Source organism: Paraburkholderia sp. GW821-FHT02A12 (assembly GCF_059422005.1).
On the sequence record NZ_JBWKWA010000002.1, the window covers coordinates 667,986 to 691,533 of the forward strand.

A 23,548-nucleotide genomic window follows, 5' to 3' on the forward strand; every position below is an offset into this window, starting at 1 on the left:
CGGCGGGCGCTGGTCAGGACATTAAGACGAACAGGTCTGGCCGCAGGGAGAAACGTATGTTCAAGCATCTGCTGGTGCCGACTGACGGGTCGGCCCTCTCCGAAGCCGCGATCCAGATGGCGGTGACGCTCGCGAGAGAAAATGAAGCCAAACTCACGGGGCTCCACGTCATCCCGGAATTCCATGTCCTGGCGTATGGCACCGAAATGATCGCGGACACCGAGGAACGGTTCATTGAGGTTACCCGACAGCATGCGGATGACTACCTCATGGTCGTCACAAAAGCGGCCACCCAGGCCGGTGTCGAGTGCGATACGGAGACCAGGAACCACGCTCACCCTTACGAGGCGATTATCAGCGTTGCAGCGCAACGAAACTGTGATCTCATCGTCATGGCGTCCCACGGCCGAGGCGGTATGCGCGCCTTGTTGCTCGGCAGCGAGACCCTGAAGGTGCTGACGCACTGCCAGATCCCGGTTCTCGTCGTCCGGGAGCCGACGCAGACCGGTGCGGGCCGTGTTGCGGAAGCCAGCACGCCATCAACTGAATCAAAGCCTTCTCCGCCCCAGACGTACATCGTCGCGCGCGCTCATCCCGGGTCGTGATCATCGCGGAGAGGTTGCGTGTTTCGCACGAAGCGCGGCAAGAATACCCCTCAGGATATCGATGGGGGGCGGCGGACAACCCGGGATCGTGACGTCGACAGGCAGCAGACTCGACAGTGGCCCGCACACGGCGTAACTCTCCTTGAAGATACCGCCCGTGCAGGCGCACTCGCCGACCGCGACCACCAGCTTCGGATGCGGCGTTGCCTCGTAGGCCCGCCATACGGCTTCCTTCATGTTCAGTGTGAGCGAGCCCGTGACCAGCAGCATGTCGGCATGGCGAGGGCTCGCGACGAACCGGATACCCAGACCCTCGACGTTGTAGTACGGATTGTTGAGCGCATGGATTTCCAGCTCGCAGCCATTGCAGGAGCCCGCATCGATCTCGCGAATGCACAGCGCCCGGCCGAGCACGTCGAGTATGTCCTGCTGGATCCGGTGGCTTTCGGTCCGCCATGCGTCATCGCCTTCGGGCACGCGCTGAACCGGCGTGCCGGTTGTCGCGATCTGTTTGAGAAGTTGCCACATTACAGGTCGTGTCCCGCGTAGTTCAGATTGAACGACTTATTGATCAGCGGGAAATCGGGAACGATATTGCCGATGATCGCGTGTTCCAGGGCCGGCCAGTTCTGCCACGACGGGTCATGACAGTGGCAGCGCGCAAGGGTCCCGTCGGCTCCCGTCTCGATGGCGACCAGCACATCGCCCCGCCAGCTCTCGATCCAGCCCACGCCACAGGATGACGGGCTCCCGTGTTCAATCCCGGAGACAATCGCTCCGCCCGGCAGATCCGTAAGCAGGGTGCGGATCAGCCGGATGGACTCATAGATCTCGCCGAAACGGACCGCGACGCGGGCCGCCACGTCGCCGCGCTCGTCGCTGACCATCTGCACCTGAACCTCATGATAGGGTGCGTAAGGATGATTGACACGTACGTCGATTTTCCGCCCGCTGGCACGCCCGGCCAGTCCGCATACATCGAAGTGCTCTGCCACGCTGGCAGAGAGTATCCCTGAGCCCGCGAAGCGATCCTGCAGTCCCGATTGATCGTCGTAGATGCGTTGCATCACGCGGACCTGCGCATCGATCTGATCGCACTGCGTCTCTATTGCAGTGATGAAACGCGGATCGATCTCCGTTGCGACGCCACCAGGAACGATCTGATCCATCAGATAGCGGTGTCCGAAGACCCGGTCGTTCAGGCGCAGCCAGTCTTCCTTCAGGCGAGAAAACGCGGCCAGCCCGTACGTGAACCCGGCATCGTTGCCGAGCGCACCCAGATCGCCGAGGTGGTTGGCAATGCGCTCACGCTCGAGCAACAGCGCACGTAGCCACTGCGCGCGTGGCGGAATCTGGACCTCGAGTGCCCGTTCGGCCGCCATGCAGTACGCCCACGAGAACGCGACAGTAGAATCCCCGGCGATTCTTCCCGCCAGACGATGCCCGAGCAACAGAGGCGTTTGCTCGAACAGCTTTTCGATGCCCCGGTGCGCGTAACCGAGCCGCTCCTCGAGCCGCAGCACTTTTTCACCGACGACCGAAAAGCGGAAGTGTCCCGGTTCGATCACGCCTGCGTGGATCGGGCCCACCGCGATCTCGTGGACGCCGTCCCCGGCGACCGGCACGAACGGATAGTCCGCCTCCTGCGATTCGAACCGTTCGGCCCCGGAAGACAGCTTCTGCAGCGGATGGTAGTCGGCCGGCCAGTTACCATGGTTCAGCCATGGTCTCGTATCTTCGGCGCCGATCGCGCGCAGTCCCAGCAGATCGTAGACGGCGCGTTGCATACGGGTCGCACAGGCAAAGACGGTCGACAGATCCGGGTATCCGTTCTCATGCGCATCGCCTGCAGGCGACTGAAGCCACAGGATGCCGTCTTCCAGCGCATAAGCCGCCGAGATGACGAATGTGCCTGCCGTTTCGTCGGCCCCCCACAGGGAGATCAGACGGCCACCCGCCTCGCGCACTGTGCCGGCGGTGCGGGTCCACGTATCATGATCGACCCGTGCGAGAAAAGCCGAGGACCTGCCCGCAAACGCGGACAGGCGAATCAGTTTGGGAAGCCCGAGTGCCTCGATGCGCATGTGTCACCCCGCGATCATGGCCGCCGCCTGCCGATACCACGTCGCAAGATAGGGCGGAATGTAGAGTCCCAGCATCAACCCGACGCCGAGATGGACGAACACGGGCAGCAACGCCGGCGGGTGTTCGAGAACTTTGGCCGTCGTGTCGCCGAACACCATGCCCTGCACACGCACGAAGATGGCCGCGAACGCCACAGCAAGCGCGAGCAACAGGAAGGGCGTGGCCCACGGGAGTTTGCTCATCGCGGTGGTCAGGATCAGGAACTCGCTCGCGAAGACGCCGAATGGCGGCATGCCCAGGATCGCGAGCGCGCCGAGCATCATGCCCCACCCAACGGTTGGGCTCACGCGCAACAGGCCGCGGATGTCGTCGATCGCCTGGGTGCCGGCCTTTTGGGCCGCATGCCCGACGGTGAAGAAGATGGCCGACTTCACGAGCGAATGCACCGTCATGTGCAGCAGACCTGCAAAGGTCGCAATGGGACCGCCGAGCCCGAAGGCGAACGTCATCAGACCCATGTGTTCGATCGACGAATACGAAAAGAGCCGCTTGACGTCTTTCTGCCGGAACAGCGAAAAGGTCGCGACCAGCACCGAGAGCAGCCCGAAGCCGACCAGCAGGTTGCCCGGCAGGCCGTTCCGGAGTGCGCCGTCGGCCAGCACCTTGCAGCGCAGCACGGCATACAGCGCGACGTTGAGCAGCAGCCCGGACAGCACCGCTGAAATCGGCGTCGGGCCTTCGGCATGGGCATCGGGCAGCCAGTTGTGCATCGGCACGAGGCCGACCTTGGTGCCGTAGCCGATCAGCAGAAACACGAACGCGAGCGAAATGATGGTCGGGTCGAGGCTCCCCTTGACTGCGTTCAGGCTGGTCCAGAGCAGCGCATCGCCGCCGCCGAGCTGCCGGCTCGCGGCGAGATAGAGGAGGATCGTGCCGAACAGCGCCTGCGCGATGCCGACGCCGCACAGGATGAAATACTTCCACGCGGCTTCGAGACTCGCTGCGGTGCGATAGACGCTGACCAGCAGCACCGTCGCGAGCGTGGCGGCTTCCATGGCCACCCAGAGGATGCCCATGTTGTTGGTGAGCAGCGCGAGCAGCATCGCGAAGATGAACAACTGGTACATGCTGTGGTAGAGGCGCATGCGAGGCGCGGTCATCTTGCCGCGGTTACGCTCGATGCGCATGTACGGCCTTGAAAAGATCGACGTGGTCCAGCCGACGAAGGCCGTCAGTGCGACCAGAAACACGTTCAGCGGATCGACGAAGAACAGCTTGCCCAGCGCGAACGCGGGCCCGTGCGCCACGGTTTGCACGGCGAGCAGCATGGCGGCGGCAAAGGTCAGGAAACTGAAGCCGACGTTGAGCTCCGCGGCGACATGATGCTGGCCCACGAGCGCCAGACAGGCGCCCGCGAAAAGCGGAATTCCGAAAACGAGCAGCAGTACCCAGGCTTCAGTCATCTTTTAGTTTTTCAAGGTGATGAATGTCCAGACTGTCGAACTGCTCGCGGATCTGGAACATGAACACGCCGAGGATCAGGATGCCTACCAGTACATCGAGTCCGATGCCGAGTTCGACGATCATCGGCATGCCGTTCGTCGCCGCGGCAGCGGCAAAAAACAGGCCGTTTTCCATCGACAGAAAGCCGATCACCTGAGGGATCGCCTTGGCGCGTGTGATCATCATCATGAACGACAGCAGCACGCAGGCGAGTGCGATGCCGAGCGTGCCGCGCGCGACCGACGAGGCAAGCTGGCTGATCGGCGACGCGACATTGAACGCGACGACCACGAGCACGATGCCGATCAGAAGGGTGGCGGGAATATTGAGGAGGGACTCCACATCCGTCTTGACGTTCAGCCGCAGCACGAGCCGGTGAAGGATCCAGGGAATCAGGCCGACCTTGAGCACGAGCGTCAGCAGTGCGGAGATGTAGAGGTGCGTGTCGGCGGTGACGAATCCCAGAATCAGATTGGCCGACACGAGCGTCAGTCCCTGCAGCGTATAGAGATGAATCAGCGACAGGATACGCCGCTGGCTGAGCATCGCGAACGACAGCAACAGCAGGATGGCGGCCAGGAAGTTGATGATCTGCGTCGCGAAGCCGTGCATTCACGCCCCCAGCAGAAAGTGAACGAGCATCCCGATGACGGCCAGCAGGAACGCTGTCGCGAGAAACTCCGGCACGCGGAAAATGCGCATCTTCGCGTTGGTCGTCTCGACCACCGCGAGCGCCGCGCCCCCCGCCAGCAACTTGACGAAGAGCGCGGGTATGGCGAGCAGCAGCGCCATCGGATTGCCGGCCTCCGCGATGCCCCACGGAATGAACAAGGCGAGGCCGATGCAGGAGTACGCGAACAGTTTGAGGCTCGCGGCCCATTCCATCAGCGCGAGATGCCGGCCGGAATACTCGAGGATCAGCGCCTCGTGGATCATCGTCAGTTCGAGGTGCGTGGTCGGGTTGTCGACCGGCAGGCGCGCGTTTTCTGCGAGCGACACCATCGTGAATGCGATCCCCGCGAACGCGAGGCTCGGATAGATTGCCAGTTCGCGATGGCTGAGCGTGGCGACGATGGTGGTCAGCAAGGTCGACCGCGTGATCAGCGACGCCGAAAACAGCACCATCAGCAAGGCAGGCTCCGCGAGGAAGCCCACCAGCATTTCGCGGCGCGCGCCGAGCGTGCCGAACGCGGTGCCGACATCCATCGCGGCCAGCGAGATGGCCACGCGCGCCAGCGCGAAGAGACCCACCAGCGCGATTGCGTCGGCCGCCGGCGACAGCGGCAGGTCGGTCGAAAGCGTCGGCACGATCGCGCACGCGAGCGTCATGCACGCCCAGACAACATACGGCGCCCCGCGGAATATCGGACTGGCGTGGTCGGCGACGACCGACTCCTTGTTGAACAGCTTGTGAAGCATCCGGTAGGGCTGCCAGATGCTCGGTGCCCGGCGGTTCTGCAACCTGGCGCGGCACATGTTGACCCAGCCCGTCAACAAGGGCGCTGCCGCCAGTGCGAGCAGGATTTCCAGCCCCTGGGAGAGCAATCCGGAGAGCGTGATCATCGTCTCACCAGCATCAGCAGCACGATCAGCACGAGAAAGCTGTGCATCAGATAGACCGCGATGCGGCCTGTCTGGAGCAACCCGGCCAGTGCCGCGAGGCGCTTGGCCAGCCGCTCGATCGGCTCATAAATCAGGGTCCACGCGCGATCCGTCACGGTGACGCTGTACGCAGGTTGTGGGTCGAATGGAGAGGGCAGCCGCCGGTCGATCCTGAACAGAGGCGCGAAGATTTCGCGGATCGGCTGCCCGAACCCTTCTGCCGTGTCCTGCATGCGCGCGTTCACGAACGGAAAGCCACAGGCCCAGGGGGCCGCACGCCGCAGGCGCCCATGATAAAGACGGCGTACCAGCAGCCACGCGAGCCCACAACAGGCAAAGAAGAACAGCAGGAAAACCGCCGGCATGTAGCTGGCCCGATCTACGCTCGTGGGCGCGAGCAGCAGCCAGCCATTCCTTGCGACGGCCTGGCCGATGCCCGCACCGACCAGCATCTGCGTGACGCGGTCCAAAACGATCACAAACTGCACCGGCAGCAACCCGAGCAGCACGCAGATCGCCGCCAGCCACACGAAGCCGACGCGCTCCCACGGACTTGCATCCCGTGCATCGCGTAACTTCGCCTCGCGAGGCTGGCCGAGAAAGATGATGCCGAAGAACTTGACCATGGTGTAGCCCGCGAGCGCGGCCACGAGAGCGATCAGCGCGGCGACGACCGGAACCACCATGTTCAGGAACGGGTCCGGCAAACCGGGTGTGAACAGAAAGCTCTGCAGCAGCAGCCATTCGGAGACGAAGCCGCTCAACGGCGGCAGGCCCGCACTGGCAAACGCGCCCACGAGAGTGGCCCACGCTGTCCACGGCATGAAACGGATCAGGCCGCCCAGGCGCCCGAGATTGCGCTCGCCCGTCGCATGGAGCACGGAACCCGTCCCGAGAAACAGCAGGCTCTTGAATGTCGCGTGGCTGGCGATCTGGTAGAGCAGTGCCGTCAACGACAAGGCGGCCAGCGCGCTCATCCCGTACGCGCGAAACAGGATCGCCAGTCCCATGCTCACGAACATCAGGCCGATGTTGTCGATCGACGAGTACGCAAGCAGCCGCTTCATGTCCGTCTGGATGGCGCTGAACACAACGCCGAACAGGGCAGTGAAGAGTCCGAGTATCAGCATGAGCACGCCCCACCACGCAATCTGCACGTGCAGCAGATCGAACACCGTGCGCAGCACGCCGTAGAGGCCCGCCTTCAGGACGAACCCGCTCATGAGGGCCGATACCGGCGACGGCGCGGCGGGATGAGCCTCAGGCAGCCAGACGTGCAGCGGAAAAATGCCGGCTTTGGTGCCGAAACCGAACAGCACCAGCAGAAACGCGATGGATGCCCAGAACACGTCCAGATGCTGCTGACGCATGTTGGCGAACGTGTAGTTGCCGGTATTGGCCTGCAACAGGCCGAAGCACAGCAGGAGCGCCAGCGCGCCGACGTGGGAGATCAGGAAGTAGAGCCAGGCTGCCCGGCGGATCTCGGCGATGCGGTGATTGGTCATCACGAGGAAGGTCGCCGACAGCGTCATCGTCTCCCACGCAACCATGAAACAGTACGCGTCGTCTGCGACGAGCAGCACCGCCATGCTCGCGAGGCACACGTGATACTCGAAGCACAGCAGGCCGGGCGGCGTGCCCTCGCCCTTGCGGAAATAGCCGGCGGAGAACGCGCTTACGCCCGTGCTCACCACGCCGAGCACGGTGAGGAAATACGCCGACAGGCCGTCGAGCCGCAGATGGAACGGCAGGTCCGGCAACCCGAGCGGCAGGACGGTTTGCTGGGGATTTGAGAAAACGCCGGCCAGGCCCAATCCGCACAGAAGCAGACCGAATGCGGCACCGAGTGGAAACAGGCCATGCGCCACCACGCGCGTGCGGTGCAGGTTCGCGAGTCCCAGGACCCCAACGGCCAACCAGCCCGCAACCACCAGCAGCACGAAATGGATGACCAGCAAATGTTCCATCGGTGTTGTCTCCGGCGCAGTCAGATGTCTTGTTCAACGGCTAGTACGTCGGATGAAGGATATCCCGAAACAGGTTCCATGACCGGGGCGTTCCTGCGCATCGCCCTCTTCTGGAACGGAGTTATCTGGCGAGGAACATCTGGTTACCAATTGATGATAATGACGTTATCATACTAGCAGCTTTATTGATCCGGTTCCATACGTGATGATCCGTCGACAGGCGCGCAGGGCGCGCCGTGTTCGTTCAAGGCGTCGGGAATACGGGGTTTCGTCTGCGTGCGGAATCTCAGAAGCCAGCTTGCTGCGCCGGTCCCCGCTTACGCCGAAGCGCGGTTCGGATACGCGAACCCATGACTCGATACCTGATGCCAGCAGACTATTTCCGGAGCCTGACGGGAAAGAACCGGAGTACCGGGGCCGACAGGCAGCTTGGTTTTTCGCTGGCGTTCGTGGCCGGTGCGATCAACGCCGGCGGTTTTCTGGCCGTCAGGCAGTACACGTCCCATATGAGCGGCGTGGTCTCCGCGATTGCCGACCAGGCCGCGCTGGGCGACCTCTCACTGGTCCTCGCAGGTATCGGATCGCTGATTTCGTTCCTGCTGGGTGCCGCCAGTTCCGCTGTGCTCGTCAACTGGGGGCGACGCCGCCGACTGCATAGTCAGTACGCTTCGCCGTTGCTGATCGAGGCCGTCCTGCTGCTCTGTTTTGGTCTGCTCGGCAGTCATCTCGCCTTGTGGGAGACATTGTTCGTGCCGGCGACCGTCGTGCTCCTGTGTTTCATTATGGGTTTGCAGAACGCGATGATCACAAAACTGTCGGGTGCGGAAATCCGTACCACACACATGACGGGAATTGTCACGGATATCGGCATCGAGCTTGGCAAGCTCACTTACTGGAACTCCTCCAGGGTCGAGTCCAGCGCGCCGTTTGTGCAGGCCAATCGGGCAAAGCTGAAAGTGCACGGGACAATGCTGGCCATGTTCTTTGTCGGCGGCTTCACGGGAGCGATGGGATTCAAGCACATTGGATACGCCTCGACGGTGCCGCTCGCGGCCGTGCTGATCGTGCTGGCCATCGTGCCCCTCCTCGACGATCTGCGTGCGCGGGTCTATCGCCTCGATCGTTAGGCTGCAAACGCGGAAAACGAAGGGGGAGGGACTGTTCCCGGCTGAAAGCTGTCAAGTATGATAATGAAATTATCATTGACTTATGTTGAAATGGTAATAATATTGCATCCTTGGGCAAGAAGCCTGCTGGTCACGTCGCGTTGAGTTTGCGCGAAGACGGGGGGTATGCCGGCGCTCGGCAGGGAGGTCGAGGTGATTGACGCGAGTGTTCCGCTGCTGTCCCATGACTACACACATCTGTTTTTGCGGGACGTGATGGGCCGTCACGGACTGATCGTCGTCGGTGTGGGCAAGGCGGGCGAACGCGGATTCCAGATGCTGTACCGGTTTTCCGACATCTGCGACCGCCTGGAAGAAAGCGGGGTCAACGTCATCTTCGTCTACCAGAAGGAATCGGCGCGCCACGTTCAGGACGCGGTCTCGTTATCTGGCGCGCGATACAGGCAAAGGCCGTGTCTGTTTCTGGACGATGACGGTCAGTTCTTTGTTGGCCCACCGCGTCCAAAATCGCTTCGCGCGGTGTATCTGGATCGGGAAATGAGGCGGCTCGGTACGATCGAAATTGCGTTGCGGGATGAAACGTGGGATCCACTGCTGCGCGCTTTCTTTGCGAAGGCCATCGCAAGTTCGATGCACTGAGCGCAACCGGACGGGGGCGTAGTCCCGAGTTACGAATTACGCCCAAAGGGGAGCGTGTTGGTCGAGGTATTGATTCAGGTTGGCGGGCGATGGGGCTTGAACGGGCACGAGTCTGCAAGGCTTGCGGTCGGTGCCGCCCGGTTTGCCAGCGATATCATCTGCATGGCGAACGGCCGGTCCGTCAACGCCAAGGATGTCATGTCTGTCATGTCGCTTCGGGCGAGACCAGGCACGCCCGTGCGCATTCTGGCGGCCGGTCCTGACGAAATCGTGGCACTTGAGGCGCTTTCGGCCATCCTGCGTGCGCAGGAGTCCTGTCGGCCGCCCGATGTCAAAGACACGATTGGCCACGCATCGGCTCGTTTTCGACCAGGCACATGAAAAGAAAGAGGAAGGCAAGCAAGCCGCTGGTCATACAGAATGACCAGGTGGTTTCACTGTACTTTGATGCACGCGGGGTCCAGAGCACGATGTTGCGGCACGATCCCTACGCCCTTGCACTGGGTTACACGCGGACCATGATGGGTTTCCTGCTGTTCCGGCCGTCCCCGCGCCGCATTTCGATGATCGGCCTGGGTGGCGGGTCGCTGGCGAAATACTGCTACCGTCATTTGCCGAATACCGCTATTACCGCGGTCGAAATCAATCCGGAGGTGATCGCGCTGCGTGACCGGTTTCACGTGCCGCGCGACAACGAGCGCTTCCGCGTGGTTTGTGCGGATGGCGCGCAGTTTGTCACTACTCAGGATCACCGGCCCGACGTCTTGCTGGTAGACGGCTTCAATGCCGATGGCCTGCCCGCCGAGCTGGGCAGCAGGACGTTCTATGAAGCCTGTCGTCGCCGGTTGAGCGATGACGGTGTACTGGTGGCCAATCTGGTGACGGACGAACCGGACTTTCATCGCTACCTGCGCTCGCTCAGGGAAGTCTTCGCGACCGCGGTGACTCTGGCGCCATCGGAAGGTAGTGAGCACAACGTCACCGTCTTTGCGTGGAAAGGAGTCGCAGAGGCTCCATCCTTTACGGCGATGCTCGACCGGGCGCGCGCGCTCGCGCCCGGACACGCAGTGAATCTTCATGCGACGGCCACGCGCATCGAGTACGGCAAGAAATTTAACTGGAATCGATATGAGCAGGCGTGTTAAGCGAATTTGTCCGCCTTGTGCAGACGGCGACACGCGCACGTTCCCTGCCTTTTCAAACAGGCGCATTCTCAAGGAAGGACGATGACAGTACGAGGCGGCAACGAAAGCGATACCTTGACCCATGCGGCCATCTGGGCGCTTGAAGGTCTGGCCCGGCAGCGGTACGGCCGCGACGCGCCCGCCCTGAACTGGTCGGTCGCGCAGGAACTGCGTAACGCGGGGTTTGTATCGGTCCCAGCGAACGGGCGGGGCGCCGTTTCGATTACCCAGGCCGGCCAGAACTACCTGCGTGCGAGGGCGGTAGGTTAACCCCGAGGCGCCGCCTGCCCCTCGAAGTGCTTCTCAACCGCTCATCGGCCGCATAGGGGTGAGCGATTCAGGGATCGACGGCGCGTGGTGCGCCCGTGGCGTCACGAGGATGACTTGGGCTACGCGATGTATTATAATTCAATTAACATACTCCGATTTTTGCCCACGTCATGGAAACGAAAAGCGCTCGACTCACAATTCTGATTGATCCTGTGAAGAAGGAGGCGTTCGAAAAGCTGTGCGCAGCACAGGATTTGACACCCTCACAGGTAGTGCGGCAACTGATTCGCGAATACCTTGAGCAGCATGGCGTCACCTACAGGACAAAGAGCGCCATTGGTGCCCGGGCACGTCGGAAAACTGCGTGAACCAGACCTGCTTCAGGTCAGCGAAGTGTTGCTCCGGGGAGGTCGCCGCCGGCTTGCACCCGGGTAATCTTTCACGCTAGCTCCCTTACAGCTGCCGGTAGATCACCAATCTTCGGGTGCGCGCGACGATGTATCGTTGCCGAGGTTGAAACGGCAATGCGGGTTGTGAAATGCGCCGCCTGGCGCTGAAAGCAGATCTGCTCTGCGCGACGCGGCGCTTGCAGTCAGGCCGCACAAATCAGGCGTACGTCAGCCGGTCAGTTTCTGCCTGGATGTCCAGTCCAAAGCGAGCCCCGTGCCTTTCTTCAGGCGACGCGCCGTCGCGAGCAAGTTCAGGGGATGTACCGTTGCCAGGGCGCGCGCACGCGCGAGCAACGTGTCCCGGGAGGGAAGCCTTGGCGAGCCCTTCCAGGCAAACAGCGTGTAGTTGCAACTGTCCTCGGCCATGAAAATGGAAAGCGACTCACCGAACGCCGAACGGACCTCTTCCAGGTAGTAAGGAATATGGGGATCGTCTTCGATGAAGTTGGCGACCAGCACGCCATTGTCTGCAAGCCGCGCATGGCAAGCCGAGTAGAAGACGGCGTTGCCTAGTTGCACAGGCATGCCGTGCGCCAGAAAACCATCGACCAGAATCACGTCCGGGCGTGCATCGTTGTCCTTGACGTATTCGACTCCGTCCGCGCAGATCACTTCGAGTCGCTCGTCATCGGGCGGAATGTGAAAAGTGTTGCGCAACGCGATTACCTCGGGATCAATTTCGATGGCCACTATCCTTGTTTCCGGAAGATGCCGGTAACAGTACTTGGCCAGCGACCCGCCGCCCAGGCCGATCATGGAAATCCTGGCGGGCGCCGGCTGCAGCAGAAGGAATCCCATCATCGTCCGGGTATAGCCGAGCACCAGCCTGTCGGGGTCGCGCCGCGACATGAAGCTCTGCGTGGCCAGCAGATCGAAGTGCAGCGACAGCGCATGCTCGGTTTCCAGCACCACGGGCGCACCGTCTGCGGATGGTCCGGCAAGAAATTTCATGTAAGCGTCGAAGGACGCGTGAGAGTGATCCATGCGGCAGTCTGGACGATGTTTGTGTGCGGTTCTTCGGCCCGTGGGCCGCGCTGCAATGATCTTCATCGCGGCACCTTCGCGCCTGACCGGCGGCCTTGGTATGTCCCCGGCTTCAGTCCGGTCGGACAGGAACGTCCGGTCACCGGGACCATCGACCTGCGGCAGGACGACCAGCCATCCGGGACATACACATCAGGCAAGTAGTAGCAAATGATAATGATATTATCACGTCAACAGCATGCGAAGTCCTGACGTCATATTCAAAGGAGCGACCGCGTGACGAAGAAGGCCGTGAAGAAGCAGACACTGTCCGTGGTGCCGGACAACGTCAATGTGAATAATGAACACGCCGACATTGCCGTTACGGGTCGCGCACGTACGGCCGACGCAGCCGGAACAGTTCTACCGGAGACCGGTTCACGCCGGACGAGCGCACACGCACGTGCGCTCGGCGCCATCGCCGCACGACCGGATGAGTCCGCCGGAGAAAACGACGATGGCCGCTCGGGCCTGCGCACGCTGATCAAGCTGGGACATGAGCGCGGGTTCGTCATTCGTGGGGAAATTAGCGACTGCCTGCCCGAGCGGCTCGCGCAACCGGACGCGATCGAGAACGTGATCAGAGCCTTCAGCGACATGGGCATCGCCGTATTCGAGCAGGCTCCGGACGCCGAGTCCGTGCTGATGCACGATCATGCGATCGCAGTTTCGTCCGACGAGCAGGTCGAGGAAGAGGCTGCGGCGGCGATCTCAAGCGTGGATGCGGAATTCGGCCGCACTACCGATCCCGTGCGCATGTACATGCGCGAGATGGGCGCCACTGAACTCCTCACCCGTCACGGCGAGATCGCACTTGCGAAGCGCATTGAAGAGGGCCGCAACGACATGATCCGGGCCATCTCTTCGTGCCCGACAACGATTGCGGACATACTGACAATCGCTGACGCTGTTGCCAGCGGCGCCACTCCCATCGAAGAGTTCGTCGATGGCATGATTGATCCAGTTGCGATGGAGACGGATGACATCAATGTGGTCGCGGAGGAAAGCAGCGACGGCGATGCGATCTTCGGCGAGGATCAGGGTGACGAAGATGATGATGATGATGATGATGCCGCGGACAATCTGTACATCGAGACCCTGAAGCGCGACGCGCTGGCGAAATTTTCGACGGTGGCTGACTGGTTCGAGCAATTGCGCGATGCATACGAAACGGAAGGTTACGGTTCCGTGGGTTATCGTGCCGCACAGGCCGCGATCGAGGCCGAACTGATGACGATCCGCTTCACAGCGCGCACCATCGAACGTTTGTGCGGCGCGTTGCGTCTATCCGCCGACGAGGTCCGAACCATCGAGCGCGAAATCGAGCGGATCGTGGTTGACCGGTGTGGGGTGCCTCGCGACACGTTCGTCGCACATTTCCGGGGCAACGAGACCAACCCGATGTGGCCGCAGCAACTTGCCGCAGCAGGGCAAACGTTCAGTTGTATGCTGGAACGAAATCTCCCGGCGATCCGGCTGGAGCAGGAAAAACTGCTTGCCGTGCAGGAGCGGGTCGTGCTGCCGCTTGGCGATTTCAGGGACGTCTGTCGCACAATGACCGCAAGCGAAGCGAAAACGCTACGCGCGAAAGGCGAAATGATCGAGGCGAATCTGCGGCTGGTGATCTCGATCGCGAAGCGGTATACGAACCGCGGCCTGCTGTTTCTCGATCTGATACAGGAAGGCAATATCGGCCTGATGCGGGCCGTCGACAAGTTTGAATACCGGCGCGGATACAAGTTCTCCACCTATGCGACCTGGTGGATCCGGCAGGCCGTCAGCCGGGCGGTTGCCGATCAGGCACGCACCATCCGGGTCCCGGTCCACATGATCGAGTCACTGAACAAACTGAAGCGGGTCTCGCGCCAGATCCTGCAGGAGACAGGACGGGAACCCGACGCTGCCGTGCTGGCGGAGCGGATGGAGATGCAGGAAAACAAGGTTCGGGCAATGTTGAAAATCGTCAGGGAGCCGGTTTCCCTGGACGCGTCCGTTGGGGAAAACGACGACACGTCCGTTGGCGACCTGATTGAAGACCCGGCAGCCATTTTGCCTGACGATGCCGCGCTCCACGCGAGCATGCGCGATGCGGTGAGCGAGGCGCTCACGACGCTGACGCCGCGTGAAGCGAAGATTCTGCGCCTGCGTTTTGGCATGGAGAGCGGCACGGATCACACACTGGAGGAACTCGGACAACAGTTCGAGGTGACGCGTGAGCGGATCCGCCAGATTGAAGCCAAGGCACTGCGCAAGCTTCGGCACCCGGCCCGGTCTCAGCGTTTGAAATCGTTTCTGCGGGACGAGTAGAAAACAGAGACGACACACTACCCTACGGGGACCCTGTACACCGGATGAGAACTGGGGCGTCGCGCTGATATGTAATCCGGACAACCAGCGGGATTGCCTGAATGTGCCTGAAGCGGCCGCCGCCCAGTAGTAGCGCCTGGCGTCACGGATGACGTCGTCGACCACCGCCGGCTGACGGAGATCGACGCGAAATCGGCGGCGGCATGGATCACCCATTCCTGTCCCAGCGTCCGAAGTCGTGATCGCACGATAAATGCGTGAGAAGAAACACCATGAGCACTGAAAAAATAAATCTCGACATTCACAGGATTCTCACACTGCTGCCGCATCGCTATCCGATCCTGCTGGTCGATCGGGTGCTCGAACTCGAGCCGCACAAGAGTATCAAGGCGCTGAAGAACGTGTCGATCAACGAGCCGTACTTCATGGGCCACTTTCCGACGCGTCCGGTGATGCCGGGCGTGCTGATTCTGGAAGCGCTTGCCCAGACCGCGGCGTTGCTGACGTTCTCGGAAGAGCCGCACGATCCGGCCAATACGCTGTACCTGTTCGTCGGCATCGACAATGCACGCTTCAAGCGGGTGGTCGAACCAGGTGACCAATTGATCCTGAACGCCAGGTTCGAGCGGCATATGCGCGGCATCTGGAAGTTCAAGGCGCGTGCGGAGGTGGATGGTGTGGTGGCGGCGGAGGCCGGTCTGATTTGCACGGTCCGGCCTACAGATGGGGACGGCCAGAAAGATACCCGCACTGTTGAAACGGCATCCAGATAACGCAACGGACCCGGAAGCACGAGGACGTCAGGATCGCGACACAGGTTCTGCGAAATGCTTGGCTGGCACGGAACGCTAGCAGCACCTCGGCCCGTTGCGGGCATATTTGCGATCGATCGCCTGGGCGCAGAACTCGCGTCGCGACAGCAGCGGATCACCCGGATGATGCGACGCCATGTGCGACATGTAGCGTTCATAGTCCGGGATTCCGAACACCTGCAGATAGGCACGGTGCAGCGTCCTCGCCATGTCGGACAGGCGCGTGGATCGCGCATCCGCATGTGTCTGGATCGCGGTTGCCTGAAGCGGGGACGGCACAGGTTTGTCGCTGAGAAACGTTTTCATGGCGAACCCTCCTTAAGCGCGCGCGGCAACTGGCGGCGTCTCGTGGGTGGTGGGCTGCGTCTGGCGCAGCGCCTGCCAGCTCATCCTCACGGCGAAGACGCACATCGCGAGCACCAGCACGACAAAGAGACCGCAGACGACCGCATCCAGATAGTTGTTGAAGGCCACCCGCTGCATTTCCGCAATCGACTTGGCCGGGGCCAGCACGGTCCCGTGCGCGGCCGCATCGCTGAACCTGTTCGCTAGCGCAAGGAAGCCGATGCGCGGATCGCTGCTGAAGATTTTCTGGACGCCGGCCGTCAGTGTGGTAACCAGGAGCCAGGCTGTCGGCACCAGCGTCACCCAGACATAGCGCTCGCGCTTCATCTTCATCAGCACACTAGTGCACAGCAGCAGCGCGATGCCGGCGAGCATCTGGTTGCCGACGCCGAAGAGCTGCCAGAGCGTGTTGATGCCGCCTAGCGGGTCGACCACGCCCTGATAGAGGAAGTAGCCCCACGCTGCGACACACAGCCCGGTGCCCAGCAGGTTTGCGGGCAACAACTGGGTGTTGCCGAGCGGCCGGTACACGTGGCCCAGCATGTCCTGGATCATGAAGCGGCCGACGCGCGTGCCGGCATCGACCGCGGTGAGAATAAAGAGCGCCTCGAACAGGATCGCGAAGTGATACCAGAAGGCCTGCATGGCCGTGCCGCCGACCGCCTGGGCGAGGATCTGCGCCATGCCTACCGCGAGCGTCGGAGCGCCGCCGGCGCGCGACAGGATGGTGGTTTCGCCGATATTGGCGGACGCCTGGCTGATCATCTCCGGCGTCACGGTGAATCCCCAGCTGGAAATGACTTGCGCCGCATGCGCCGCGGTGGTGCCGATGACCGCGGCCGGTGCGTTCATCGCGAAATAGATGCCCGGCTGCAGCACGCAGGCGGCCGTCATCGCCATGACCGCAACGAACGATTCGGCGAGCATGCCACCGAAGCCGATCAGACGCATATGCGACTCGCGCTCGATCATCTTCGGCGTGGTGCCCGAGGAAATCAGCGCATGGAAGCCCGACACGGAGCCGCATGCAATCGTGATGAACAGGAACGGGAAGAGCTTGCCCGAGAAGACGGGTCCGGTGCCGTCGATGAAGCGCGTGGTTTGTGGCATCGAGAGTGTCGGCGCGACGACATAGATGCCGATGGCCAGTGCCACGACCGTGCCGATCTTGAGGAAGGTGCTCAGATAATCGCGTGGCGCGAGCATCAGCCAAACCGGCAGACTGGACGCAACGGCGCCGTACAGAATGAGAGCCCATGCGAGTTGCGTGCCGCTCAACGTGAACGCCGGCCCCCACACCGGATCGCTTGCGACCGTCTTGCCGATCATGAGTGCAGCGAGCAGCAGCACGACGCCGAGCGCAGACGCCTCGCCCACGCGCCCCGGACGAACGATCCGCATGTAGACGCCCATCAGCAGCGCGATCGGAATCGTTGCCGCGATCGTGAAGAGACCCCACGGGCTTGCCGTCAGTGCCTTGACGACCACGAGGCTCAGGACGGCCAGAATGATGATCATGATCGCAAGCACGCCGACCAGCGCGAGCGACCCGGGCACCGGGCCCAGCTCGACCTTGATCATCTCGCCGAGCGACTTGCCGTCGCGGCGCACCGACGCGAACAGCACAATGAAGTCCTGCACGGCACCGGCGACCACGACACCCGCGAGTATCCACAGCGTGCCGGGCAGGTAGCCCATCTGCGCCGCGAGCACGGGGCCGACCAGCGGACCCGCGCCGGCGATCGCCGCGAAGTGATGGCCAAACAGCACCCACCGGTTGGTCGGCACGTAGTCCATGCCGTCGTTGTGGCGCTCGGCGGGCGTTTGCCGGGCATCGTCGAGTCCCAATACGCGCCCGGCGATGAATTTGCTGTAGAAACGGTAAGCGATGAAATAGACGATCAGGGCTGCGGTCACGAGCCACACCGCGTTCACGTTTTCTCCGCGCCCGAGCGCGAGTGTCGCGAATGAGAAAGCGCCGACTGCGGTAAGCGCACCCCACAGAAGAATGGACGCGAGCTTGTTCATGGCACCTCCGTGCAGACGCGTTGCGCGTCGGCACCCGTTATGCCACGCCACGTGGAGACCGGCTGTTGCGCGGCATCTGGATCACGGCCGGCGATCGAGCCGACACTGGGGCCGACATGAAAGAGGCTACACCCGCCCCAAGGCCGCTGCAAGGTACGGTCCAGCACGCTTCGCTCAGACAAATGGGCCGCATTCTCCGCATTTTCCGCATTTTCCTGATACGCGCCGCACGCACGTGCCCGATCTCAGGGATTGCCCGAATCCGGGGCGCCAGCCTTGCGTTGATCGAACCCATCACCTCGGCCTGCTGGCGGCACTTCCGGTGCCGGGATGAACAGCTCCCCGCCCACGGCTGTCGGCGACAGATTGATAGATTTGGGCAATCGTTCGACGCGCGCCGTCGCGCTACCTGGCGAGCTCCTTGATCTGTTCGACAATTTCCGGATTGGCGAGAGTGGACACGTCGCCGGGATCCTGACGATTGGAAATCGCCGCGAGCACGCGACGCATGATCTTTCCCGAGCGGGTCTTGGGCATATCGGGAACGATGACGACACGATGCGGCCTTGCTATGGAGCCGATCCGGGAAACCACCGATGCCATGACCTTGTTCGCGATCTTCACGGAAGGCGCCAGTCCCGGCTTCAACGAGACGTAGAGATCAGGAACCTTGCCCTTGATCGGGTCGGCGACCGGCACCACTGCGGCCTCGGCGATCTCGGACACGAGGAGAGCAGCCGACTCGATTTCCTTGGTGCCGAGGCGATGGCCGGCGACGTTGATCACGTCGTCAATGCGGCCAAGGATCCGATAGTAACCGTCCGCTGCCTGCACCGCGCCGTCACCGGCCATATACGGCCAGTCGCGCCAGTCCTTACTCGCGCGGTCGCGGCAATAGCGCGAATAGTACTGGCTGACGTAGCGATCCGGATCCTTCCAGATGGTCTGGAAGGATCCGGGCCACGGGTTGCGGATGCAGATGTTGCCGGCCCGGCCCGAACCGCCTGGCAGCTCCTTTCCCTCGTCGTCGTAGATCACCGGATGAATGCCGGGAATCGCAGGTCCCGTGCTGCCGGGCTTCATCTTGTGGAGCGCGGGCACCGTGCTGCAAAGGAATCCGCCGTTTTCGGTCTGCCACCAGGTGTCCACGATGACCGCCTCGCCCTTGCCGACCACCTGGTGGTACCACTTCCAGACTTCGGGCTCGATCGGCTCGCCTACGGTGGTCATGTGCTTGAAATGGAAGCTGTATTTCGCGGGTTCGTCGGGTCCGTAGCGTCGTAGCGCCCGGATCGCCGTGGGCGACGTGTGAAAGATATTGACGTCGAGATTTTCAGCGATACGCCACGGCCGTCCTGCGTCTGGATACGTCGGCACACCTTCGTACACGACCGAGGAAGCGGCAAGCGCGAGCGGACCGTACACGATGTAGGAATGGCCGGTGATCCAGCCGATGTCGGCCATGCACCAATATACGTCTTCGGGATGAATGTCCTGGATGTACTTCGACGTCCATGTGACGTAGGCAAGGTAGCCGCCGGTGGAGTGCTGGCAGCCTTTGGGCCGCCCTGTGGTGCCACTCGTGTACATGAGGAAAAGCGGCGCTTCGGCGGCCATTTGAACGGGCTCGACACGTTTGCCGCGGAACTTCCCGAGGATGTCGTTGATGATGACGTCGCGTCCTTCCACGAGCTTCGTGGGACTCGAGTACTTGCCCGGGTAGCGTTGCCAGATCAGTACCTTGTCGACCTGATGACCGGTGCTTGCGGCCGCCATGACCGCAGCGTCTGCCTTTTCCTTGTGATCAAGAAGTTGGCCGGCGCGGTAATAGGCGTCCATCGTGATCAACAGGCGGCTCGCGGAATCCGAGACGCGATCGCCGCACGCCTTTCCACTGAACCCGCTGAAGACCTGCGAGTGAATCACGCCGAGCCGCGCGCATGCGAGCATCGTGATGGGTAGCTCCGCCACCATCGGCATGTGCAGGGTCACCCGGTCGCCTGCCTTCAGGCCGCCGAAATCGCGCAACAGGGCCGCGAACTCGTTGACGCGCGTGAAAAGCTCCTGGTAGGTGAGATGCTGTACCGCCTCGCTCTCTGGCTCGGGCACGAAATGGATCGCCGTCTTGTTTTTGTAGCTGGGGAGATGGCGATCCACGCAGTTGTAACACGCGTTGATCCTGCCGCCGACGAACCAGCGCCAGAAGGGAGGATGGCTGGCGTCGAACGTCGTCTCCCAGTATTTGTACCAATCGAGGAGGTCCGCGAACTCCTTGAAGTACTCGGGGAAGTTGTCGAGGGAAAAGCGCGCGAACACGCCGGGGTCCGCCAGATTCGCCTGCGCAATGAACTGGTTCGACGGCGAGAAATAGTCCTCCTCCGGCCAGTGCACCGCGATCTGCGCTTCGGAGACGTCCGCAGTCTGCTGCTCCGCGGCATGGCGTGACGATTTGTCTTCTGACATGACGGCCCCCATTGATTTGCACCCGCAGCAACGACGCCTGGCGCGCTGTTCTGTCGCCAGGGAGCGCGCAAAGCATGACTGGGCTGCGTAGGTAAATATTAAGTGCAGGGCTGGTGACTTGCCAGGAAAGCGCACAAAAGGGTTGACCCTGGGCGAACAGGAGCCGCACCCGCCTGAGGAGAAAAAGGGCAGCGCCCAAAGCGAGTCCAGGTGGTTCGGGCCGTATGCCGATCCGAAACTTTCGCTGCTGGAAGAGAAACAGGATCTCTGGCACGACTTCACTGGCACACAACCGCACTGAGATTTGCTTGCGGGCAAGTCATGAACTAGATTTTCAATAGGCCTAAATAGCAGGCAGGAAGGAGAACCAGCCATGGATCTTCTCGTGGAGCAGGTGGACGTTTGGGCGGCGACCATCCAGGACAGACCCGGCAGCCTGGCCGAGGCACTGGCCACCCTGCGGAACGCGGGGGCCGATCTGCAATTCATCATTGCCCGGCGCGCGCCGGAAGATCCCGGCAACGCAGTAGTGTTCGTCACGCCGCTGCAGAGCGACAGGGAAATCCGTGCGGCCGCACAAGTGGGGTTCAACGTTACTCGCAGCCTTCACGCCGTTCGGGTCATGGGTCCGGATCGGCCGGGCATCGCTGCGGTGTTGACGCAAAAGCTTGCTGAAGGAGAAATCAACCTGCGCGGGTTCTCGGCCGCCGTAATCGGCACACAGTTTGTCGCTTACGTGGCGGTGGACTCGCTGGACGGTGTCAAGAAGACTGTAGATATCCTGATGAAAGCCTGAACTACGCTCGCGGGTGGTGAATTTCCCATGCCGCCGTGTTGTGGAATTGCTTCGGAACTTGAATGACACCGGGCCAATGCGTTGGCGACTCACAACTGGCGTTACCCGTGAATGACCTTGGACGCGTTCGTGCGCCTGACCGATTGCACCGACTGCGACTCGCAGTGCGCATCGTATCTTGCGCTTGCGAACCGTTGTTCCATCGCGAAGCGCTGAGCAGTCCGATGACTCCGTCCCGGAGCGAGCGCCTCCGGAATTGCTTGCTATCGAGGCAAAGCTTTCTGCACACATGTCCTATCGTCAGGTTATTCTGTCTTTATCGATTGAATTAAAACCGTATTCGTTTATAGGGATTTCCTTGCGAATAAATCAGTAAATCCCTATTGCAAGAGCTTTGATGGCGCAAATGGTACTGTAATTGTCGCCATTGATCTTTCACGGAAAGCCTGGCTATGCGAGGCAACTCTGTATCAGAGGCTACGTTTGCGATCTTTTTGCCTGACGGCCGACAACTTCCCTTCAGTTGCGCGAGGCCATGCCGTATACCAACTATGGGATTGTGGCCATAGATCCTTCCCGCACCATTTTTTACCAGGAAGCAATGTGAACCGCTTTGTACAAACAATCAGATTCAAGATCATTCTCGCATTCGCTGTATGCATAATAATCACGACTGCAATCGGGGTTTTTGGAATATTCGGTCTTTCCAGATTGAATTCCAATGTGAATGATGCTTATGCCGGTAATACTGTTCCGATTGGCACGCTATCCGACATTCGAGCTGCCAGCCTGGATGTTCGCCTTCAACTAAGGCGAATTCAGGTGTTTCGCGATCAGGTGAAAACGGCGACCTCAATCGAACAAATCCGTGCCGACCAGGACCGTATCAACAAGGCGTGGAATCGTTACTATCCGGACGGCATTTCAAGTGACAGGGCGCGTGAAATTGCGGGAAAGATCAAAAATGTCCTGCCTCGGTTCAAGGCGGCAACTGACGAAGCGGCAACCGCGTTGAGCGCTGGCAACTACGATGCGGCTGCGCCGCTGGTCGAGAAGATGGCTGCATTCGCTGACCCTTTGATCGATGCGCTGAATCAGAACGCAGCCCTCAATCTGGCTCAAGCGAAGCAGTTCGCCGACGACAGCGAGTCGACGTTCAGGACTATCCTCTGGATCGCGATAGCCTTGATCGCATTCGGCGTGCTGGTAGCCGCCGGTGCGTCGGCCTACCTGGTGCGGGCGATTTCGGGTCCGCTTAACAAGGCGATTGACGTAGCGAACCATATCGCAGCCGGCAGGCTGGAAAATCAGATCACGGTGGATTCGCGGGGCGAGTTCGGCCAGCTTCTCGACGCGCTGAAGAAAATGGATCAGCAACTCAGCGATACGGTGCGCGGAATCAAGGCAACCACTGAATCGGTCACGGTGGCGTCGCGGGAAATCGCCAGCGGCAACACCGACCTGTCGGCACGCACAGAAGAACAGGCGGCGTCCCTTGAAGAGACGGCCGCCAGCATGACGCAGTTGACGGAAACAGTGAAGCAGAACGCCGACAATGCCCGTCAGGCGAACACGCTGGCAACAAGTGCCACTGACATGGCTGACACCGGCAATGAAGCGGTCCAGTCAATGGTCGCGACTATCGGTCAGATCAGCGGCAGCTCGTCCAGGATTTCGGAAATCACTGGGGTGATCGAAGGCATTGCCTTCCAGACGAACATTCTTGCGCTGAATGCCGCCGTCGAAGCGGCTCGCGCGGGTGAACAGGGACGCGGCTTCGCCGTCGTCGCCAGTGAAGTGCGCAGTCTGGCGCAACGCTCCGCCGCCGCGGCCAAGGAGATCAAGGAACTGATTGGCTCGTCGGTGGCTATGATTCAGGGCGGTGCGCGGCAGGCTTCCGAAGTGGGTGCGACCATGGGACAGGTGAAGCAGGCAATCAAGCAGGTCTCCGATATCGTCGGTGAGATCGCGGCAGCTTCTGAGGAACAGAGCCGCGGCATTGAGCAGGTGAATCAGGCCGTCAACCAGATGGACGAAGTGACCCAGCAGAACGCGGCGCTCGTCGAGCAGGCGGCAGCAGCAGCGCAGTCACTTGAAGAACAGGCCATGAGCCTGAAGGACGCCGTCTCGGTGTTCAGGGTCACGGAGACTGGAGTCACCGCGTCGCGTGTGGCCATTCTGGAGAGCAAGCCGCGCCCGTCCGTTCGCAAGACGCCAGTCACCCGTCGCACCGCACCGGCCAAACCGAAAACAGTTCCTCAGGCCGCCAACGTCACGACCAGTGCGGGCATGACCGCCTCGGCGGACGCGAGTGGCGCCGACTGGCAAACGTTCTGAGGGGCG

The 23,548-nt window shown here is 61.5% G+C and carries 21 protein-coding genes; 11 read left to right on the forward strand and 10 right to left on the reverse strand.

The window, feature by feature from the left end; all coding sequences use genetic code 11:
• Window positions 1-56: 56 nt before the first annotated feature.
• Window positions 57-605: a universal stress protein gene (locus tag AC07WT_RS24235; RefSeq protein WP_492595672.1), complete on the forward strand. Its 549-nt coding sequence runs from the start codon at window positions 57-59 to the stop codon at window positions 603-605.
• On the opposite strand, the gene AC07WT_RS24240 is transcribed toward AC07WT_RS24235, so the two are convergent.
• Genes AC07WT_RS24240 through hyfB form a run of 6 tightly spaced genes read right to left on the reverse strand, consistent with a single transcriptional unit; the run spans window position 606 to window position 7,762 of the window.
• The gene (locus AC07WT_RS24240) at window positions 606-1,133 is read right to left on the reverse strand and encodes an NADH-quinone oxidoreductase subunit B family protein (protein WP_494948897.1); all 528 of its coding nucleotides are present in this window, start codon (window positions 1,131-1,133) and stop codon (window positions 606-608) included. It abuts the gene before it with no gap.
• A complete protein-coding gene (locus AC07WT_RS24245; RefSeq protein ID WP_494948898.1) occupies window positions 1,133-2,689 on the reverse strand; it encodes a hydrogenase large subunit in 1,557 nt (518 codons plus the stop codon). The genes AC07WT_RS24240 and AC07WT_RS24245 overlap by 1 nt, the downstream gene beginning before the upstream one ends.
• 3 nt (window positions 2,690-2,692) lie before the next feature.
• Complete coding sequence (locus AC07WT_RS24250; protein ID WP_492595669.1) at window positions 2,693-4,153, reverse strand: hydrogenase 4 subunit F; 1,461 nt, start codon at window positions 4,151-4,153, stop codon at window positions 2,693-2,695.
• Window positions 4,146-4,805: a formate hydrogenlyase gene (locus tag AC07WT_RS24255; protein ID WP_494948899.1), complete on the reverse strand. Its 660-nt coding sequence runs from the start codon at window positions 4,803-4,805 to the stop codon at window positions 4,146-4,148. Before AC07WT_RS24255 ends, AC07WT_RS24250 begins: the two co-directional genes overlap by 8 nt.
• A complete protein-coding gene (locus AC07WT_RS24260; protein WP_494948900.1) occupies window positions 4,806-5,756 on the reverse strand; it encodes a respiratory chain complex I subunit 1 family protein in 951 nt (316 codons plus the stop codon).
• Window positions 5,753-7,762 carry a hydrogenase 4 subunit B gene (gene hyfB / locus AC07WT_RS24265; protein WP_494948901.1) on the reverse strand — a complete coding sequence of 670 codons (2,010 nt, stop codon included), beginning with the start codon at window positions 7,760-7,762 and terminating at the stop codon, window positions 5,753-5,755. Before hyfB ends, AC07WT_RS24260 begins: the two co-directional genes overlap by 4 nt.
• A gap of 365 nt (window positions 7,763-8,127) precedes the next feature.
• Between hyfB and AC07WT_RS24270 the strand changes: the two genes are divergently transcribed.
• The 6 genes from AC07WT_RS24270 to AC07WT_RS24295 all read left to right on the forward strand — a co-directional run bounded on the left by AC07WT_RS24270 (window position 8,128) and on the right by AC07WT_RS24295 (window position 11,350).
• Window positions 8,128-8,889, forward strand: coding sequence for a YoaK family protein (locus AC07WT_RS24270; RefSeq protein ID WP_492595665.1), 762 nt, complete (start codon window positions 8,128-8,130; stop codon window positions 8,887-8,889).
• Window positions 8,890-9,081: 192 nt separating this feature from the next.
• Entirely contained in the window at window positions 9,082-9,528 is a 447-nt protein-coding gene (locus AC07WT_RS24275; RefSeq protein ID WP_492595699.1) for a hypothetical protein, read from the forward strand.
• Window positions 9,529-9,582: 54 nt separating this feature from the next.
• Window positions 9,583-9,909, forward strand: a complete 327-nt coding sequence (locus AC07WT_RS24280; protein ID WP_494948902.1) for an HPr family phosphocarrier protein — start codon at window positions 9,583-9,585, stop codon at window positions 9,907-9,909.
• On the forward strand, window positions 9,906-10,673 hold the full coding sequence (locus AC07WT_RS24285) for a fused MFS/spermidine synthase (protein WP_494948903.1): 768 nt from the start codon (window positions 9,906-9,908) through the stop codon (window positions 10,671-10,673). The genes AC07WT_RS24280 and AC07WT_RS24285 overlap by 4 nt, the downstream gene beginning before the upstream one ends.
• A gap of 81 nt (window positions 10,674-10,754) precedes the next feature.
• Window positions 10,755-10,982 carry a hypothetical protein gene (locus AC07WT_RS24290; protein ID WP_494948904.1) on the forward strand — a complete coding sequence of 76 codons (228 nt, stop codon included), beginning with the start codon at window positions 10,755-10,757 and terminating at the stop codon, window positions 10,980-10,982.
• 170 nt (window positions 10,983-11,152) lie between these two features.
• A complete protein-coding gene (locus AC07WT_RS24295; protein ID WP_492577797.1) occupies window positions 11,153-11,350 on the forward strand; it encodes a ribbon-helix-helix protein, CopG family in 198 nt (65 codons plus the stop codon).
• A gap of 249 nt (window positions 11,351-11,599) precedes the next feature.
• Here the strand turns inward: AC07WT_RS24295 and AC07WT_RS24300 are convergent, their stop codons facing one another.
• Entirely contained in the window at window positions 11,600-12,415 is an 816-nt protein-coding gene (locus tag AC07WT_RS24300) for a fused MFS/spermidine synthase (RefSeq protein ID WP_494948905.1), read from the reverse strand.
• Window positions 12,416-12,691: 276 nt separating this feature from the next.
• Here AC07WT_RS24300 and rpoD point away from each other — a divergent pair, with 276 nt between their 5' ends.
• Together rpoD and fabZ are read left to right on the forward strand one after the other, a co-directional pair.
• Window positions 12,692-14,761, forward strand: coding sequence for an RNA polymerase sigma factor RpoD (gene rpoD, locus AC07WT_RS24305; protein WP_494948906.1), 2,070 nt, complete (start codon window positions 12,692-12,694; stop codon window positions 14,759-14,761).
• A 272-nt stretch (window positions 14,762-15,033) separates the two neighbouring features.
• A complete protein-coding gene (gene fabZ, locus AC07WT_RS24310) occupies window positions 15,034-15,534 on the forward strand; it encodes a 3-hydroxyacyl-ACP dehydratase FabZ (RefSeq protein ID WP_494948907.1) in 501 nt (166 codons plus the stop codon).
• Window positions 15,535-15,609: 75 nt separating this feature from the next.
• On the opposite strand, the gene AC07WT_RS24315 is transcribed toward fabZ, so the two are convergent.
• The 3 genes from AC07WT_RS24315 to acs form a co-directional block, all read right to left on the reverse strand.
• Entirely contained in the window at window positions 15,610-15,879 is a 270-nt protein-coding gene (locus AC07WT_RS24315; RefSeq protein WP_494948908.1) for a YbdD/YjiX family protein, read from the reverse strand.
• Between the two features lie 12 nt (window positions 15,880-15,891).
• Window positions 15,892-17,946 (reverse strand): carbon starvation CstA family protein, encoded by a 2,055-nt coding sequence (locus tag AC07WT_RS24320; protein ID WP_494948909.1) that lies wholly within the window; start codon window positions 17,944-17,946, stop codon window positions 15,892-15,894.
• Between the two features lie 405 nt (window positions 17,947-18,351).
• On the reverse strand, window positions 18,352-20,409 hold the full coding sequence (gene acs / locus AC07WT_RS24325; RefSeq protein ID WP_494951032.1) for an acetate--CoA ligase: 2,058 nt from the start codon (window positions 20,407-20,409) through the stop codon (window positions 18,352-18,354).
• Window positions 20,410-20,782: 373 nt separating this feature from the next.
• Here acs and AC07WT_RS24330 point away from each other — a divergent pair, with 373 nt between their 5' ends.
• Window positions 20,783-21,205: an ACT domain-containing protein gene (locus AC07WT_RS24330; protein ID WP_494948910.1), complete on the forward strand. Its 423-nt coding sequence runs from the start codon at window positions 20,783-20,785 to the stop codon at window positions 21,203-21,205.
• Between the two features lie 603 nt (window positions 21,206-21,808).
• Window positions 21,809-23,542, forward strand: a complete 1,734-nt coding sequence (locus AC07WT_RS24335; RefSeq protein WP_494948911.1) for a methyl-accepting chemotaxis protein — start codon at window positions 21,809-21,811, stop codon at window positions 23,540-23,542.
• Window positions 23,543-23,548: the final 6 nt, after the last annotated feature.

Bases quoted from the DNA above. Each gene is read 5' to 3' on its own strand.
- AC07WT_RS24235 (WP_492595672.1), top strand. From the start codon at position 57: ATGTTCAAGCATCTGCTGGTGCCGACTGACGGGTCGGCCCTCTCCGAA.
- AC07WT_RS24240 (WP_494948897.1), bottom strand. From the start codon at position 1,133: ATGTGGCAACTTCTCAAACAGATCGCGACAACCGGCACGCCGGTTCAG.
- AC07WT_RS24245 (WP_494948898.1), bottom strand. From the start codon at position 2,689: ATGCGCATCGAGGCACTCGGGCTTCCCAAACTGATTCGCCTGTCCGCG.
- AC07WT_RS24250 (WP_492595669.1), bottom strand. From the start codon at position 4,153: ATGACTGAAGCCTGGGTACTGCTGCTCGTTTTCGGAATTCCGCTTTTC.
- AC07WT_RS24255 (WP_494948899.1), bottom strand. From the start codon at position 4,805: ATGCACGGCTTCGCGACGCAGATCATCAACTTCCTGGCCGCCATCCTG.
- AC07WT_RS24260 (WP_494948900.1), bottom strand. From the start codon at position 5,756: ATGATCACGCTCTCCGGATTGCTCTCCCAGGGGCTGGAAATCCTGCTC.
- hyfB (WP_494948901.1), bottom strand. From the start codon at position 7,762: ATGGAACATTTGCTGGTCATCCATTTCGTGCTGCTGGTGGTTGCGGGC.
- AC07WT_RS24270 (WP_492595665.1), top strand. From the start codon at position 8,128: ATGCCAGCAGACTATTTCCGGAGCCTGACGGGAAAGAACCGGAGTACC.
- AC07WT_RS24285 (WP_494948903.1), top strand. From the start codon at position 9,906: ATGAAAAGAAAGAGGAAGGCAAGCAAGCCGCTGGTCATACAGAATGAC.
- AC07WT_RS24290 (WP_494948904.1), top strand. From the start codon at position 10,755: ATGACAGTACGAGGCGGCAACGAAAGCGATACCTTGACCCATGCGGCC.
- AC07WT_RS24295 (WP_492577797.1), top strand. From the start codon at position 11,153: ATGGAAACGAAAAGCGCTCGACTCACAATTCTGATTGATCCTGTGAAG.
- AC07WT_RS24300 (WP_494948905.1), bottom strand. From the start codon at position 12,415: ATGGATCACTCTCACGCGTCCTTCGACGCTTACATGAAATTTCTTGCC.
- fabZ (WP_494948907.1), top strand. From the start codon at position 15,034: ATGAGCACTGAAAAAATAAATCTCGACATTCACAGGATTCTCACACTG.
- AC07WT_RS24315 (WP_494948908.1), bottom strand. From the start codon at position 15,879: ATGAAAACGTTTCTCAGCGACAAACCTGTGCCGTCCCCGCTTCAGGCA.
- AC07WT_RS24320 (WP_494948909.1), bottom strand. From the start codon at position 17,946: ATGAACAAGCTCGCGTCCATTCTTCTGTGGGGTGCGCTTACCGCAGTC.
- acs (WP_494951032.1), bottom strand. From the start codon at position 20,409: ATGTCAGAAGACAAATCGTCACGCCATGCCGCGGAGCAGCAGACTGCG.
- AC07WT_RS24330 (WP_494948910.1), top strand. From the start codon at position 20,783: ATGGATCTTCTCGTGGAGCAGGTGGACGTTTGGGCGGCGACCATCCAG.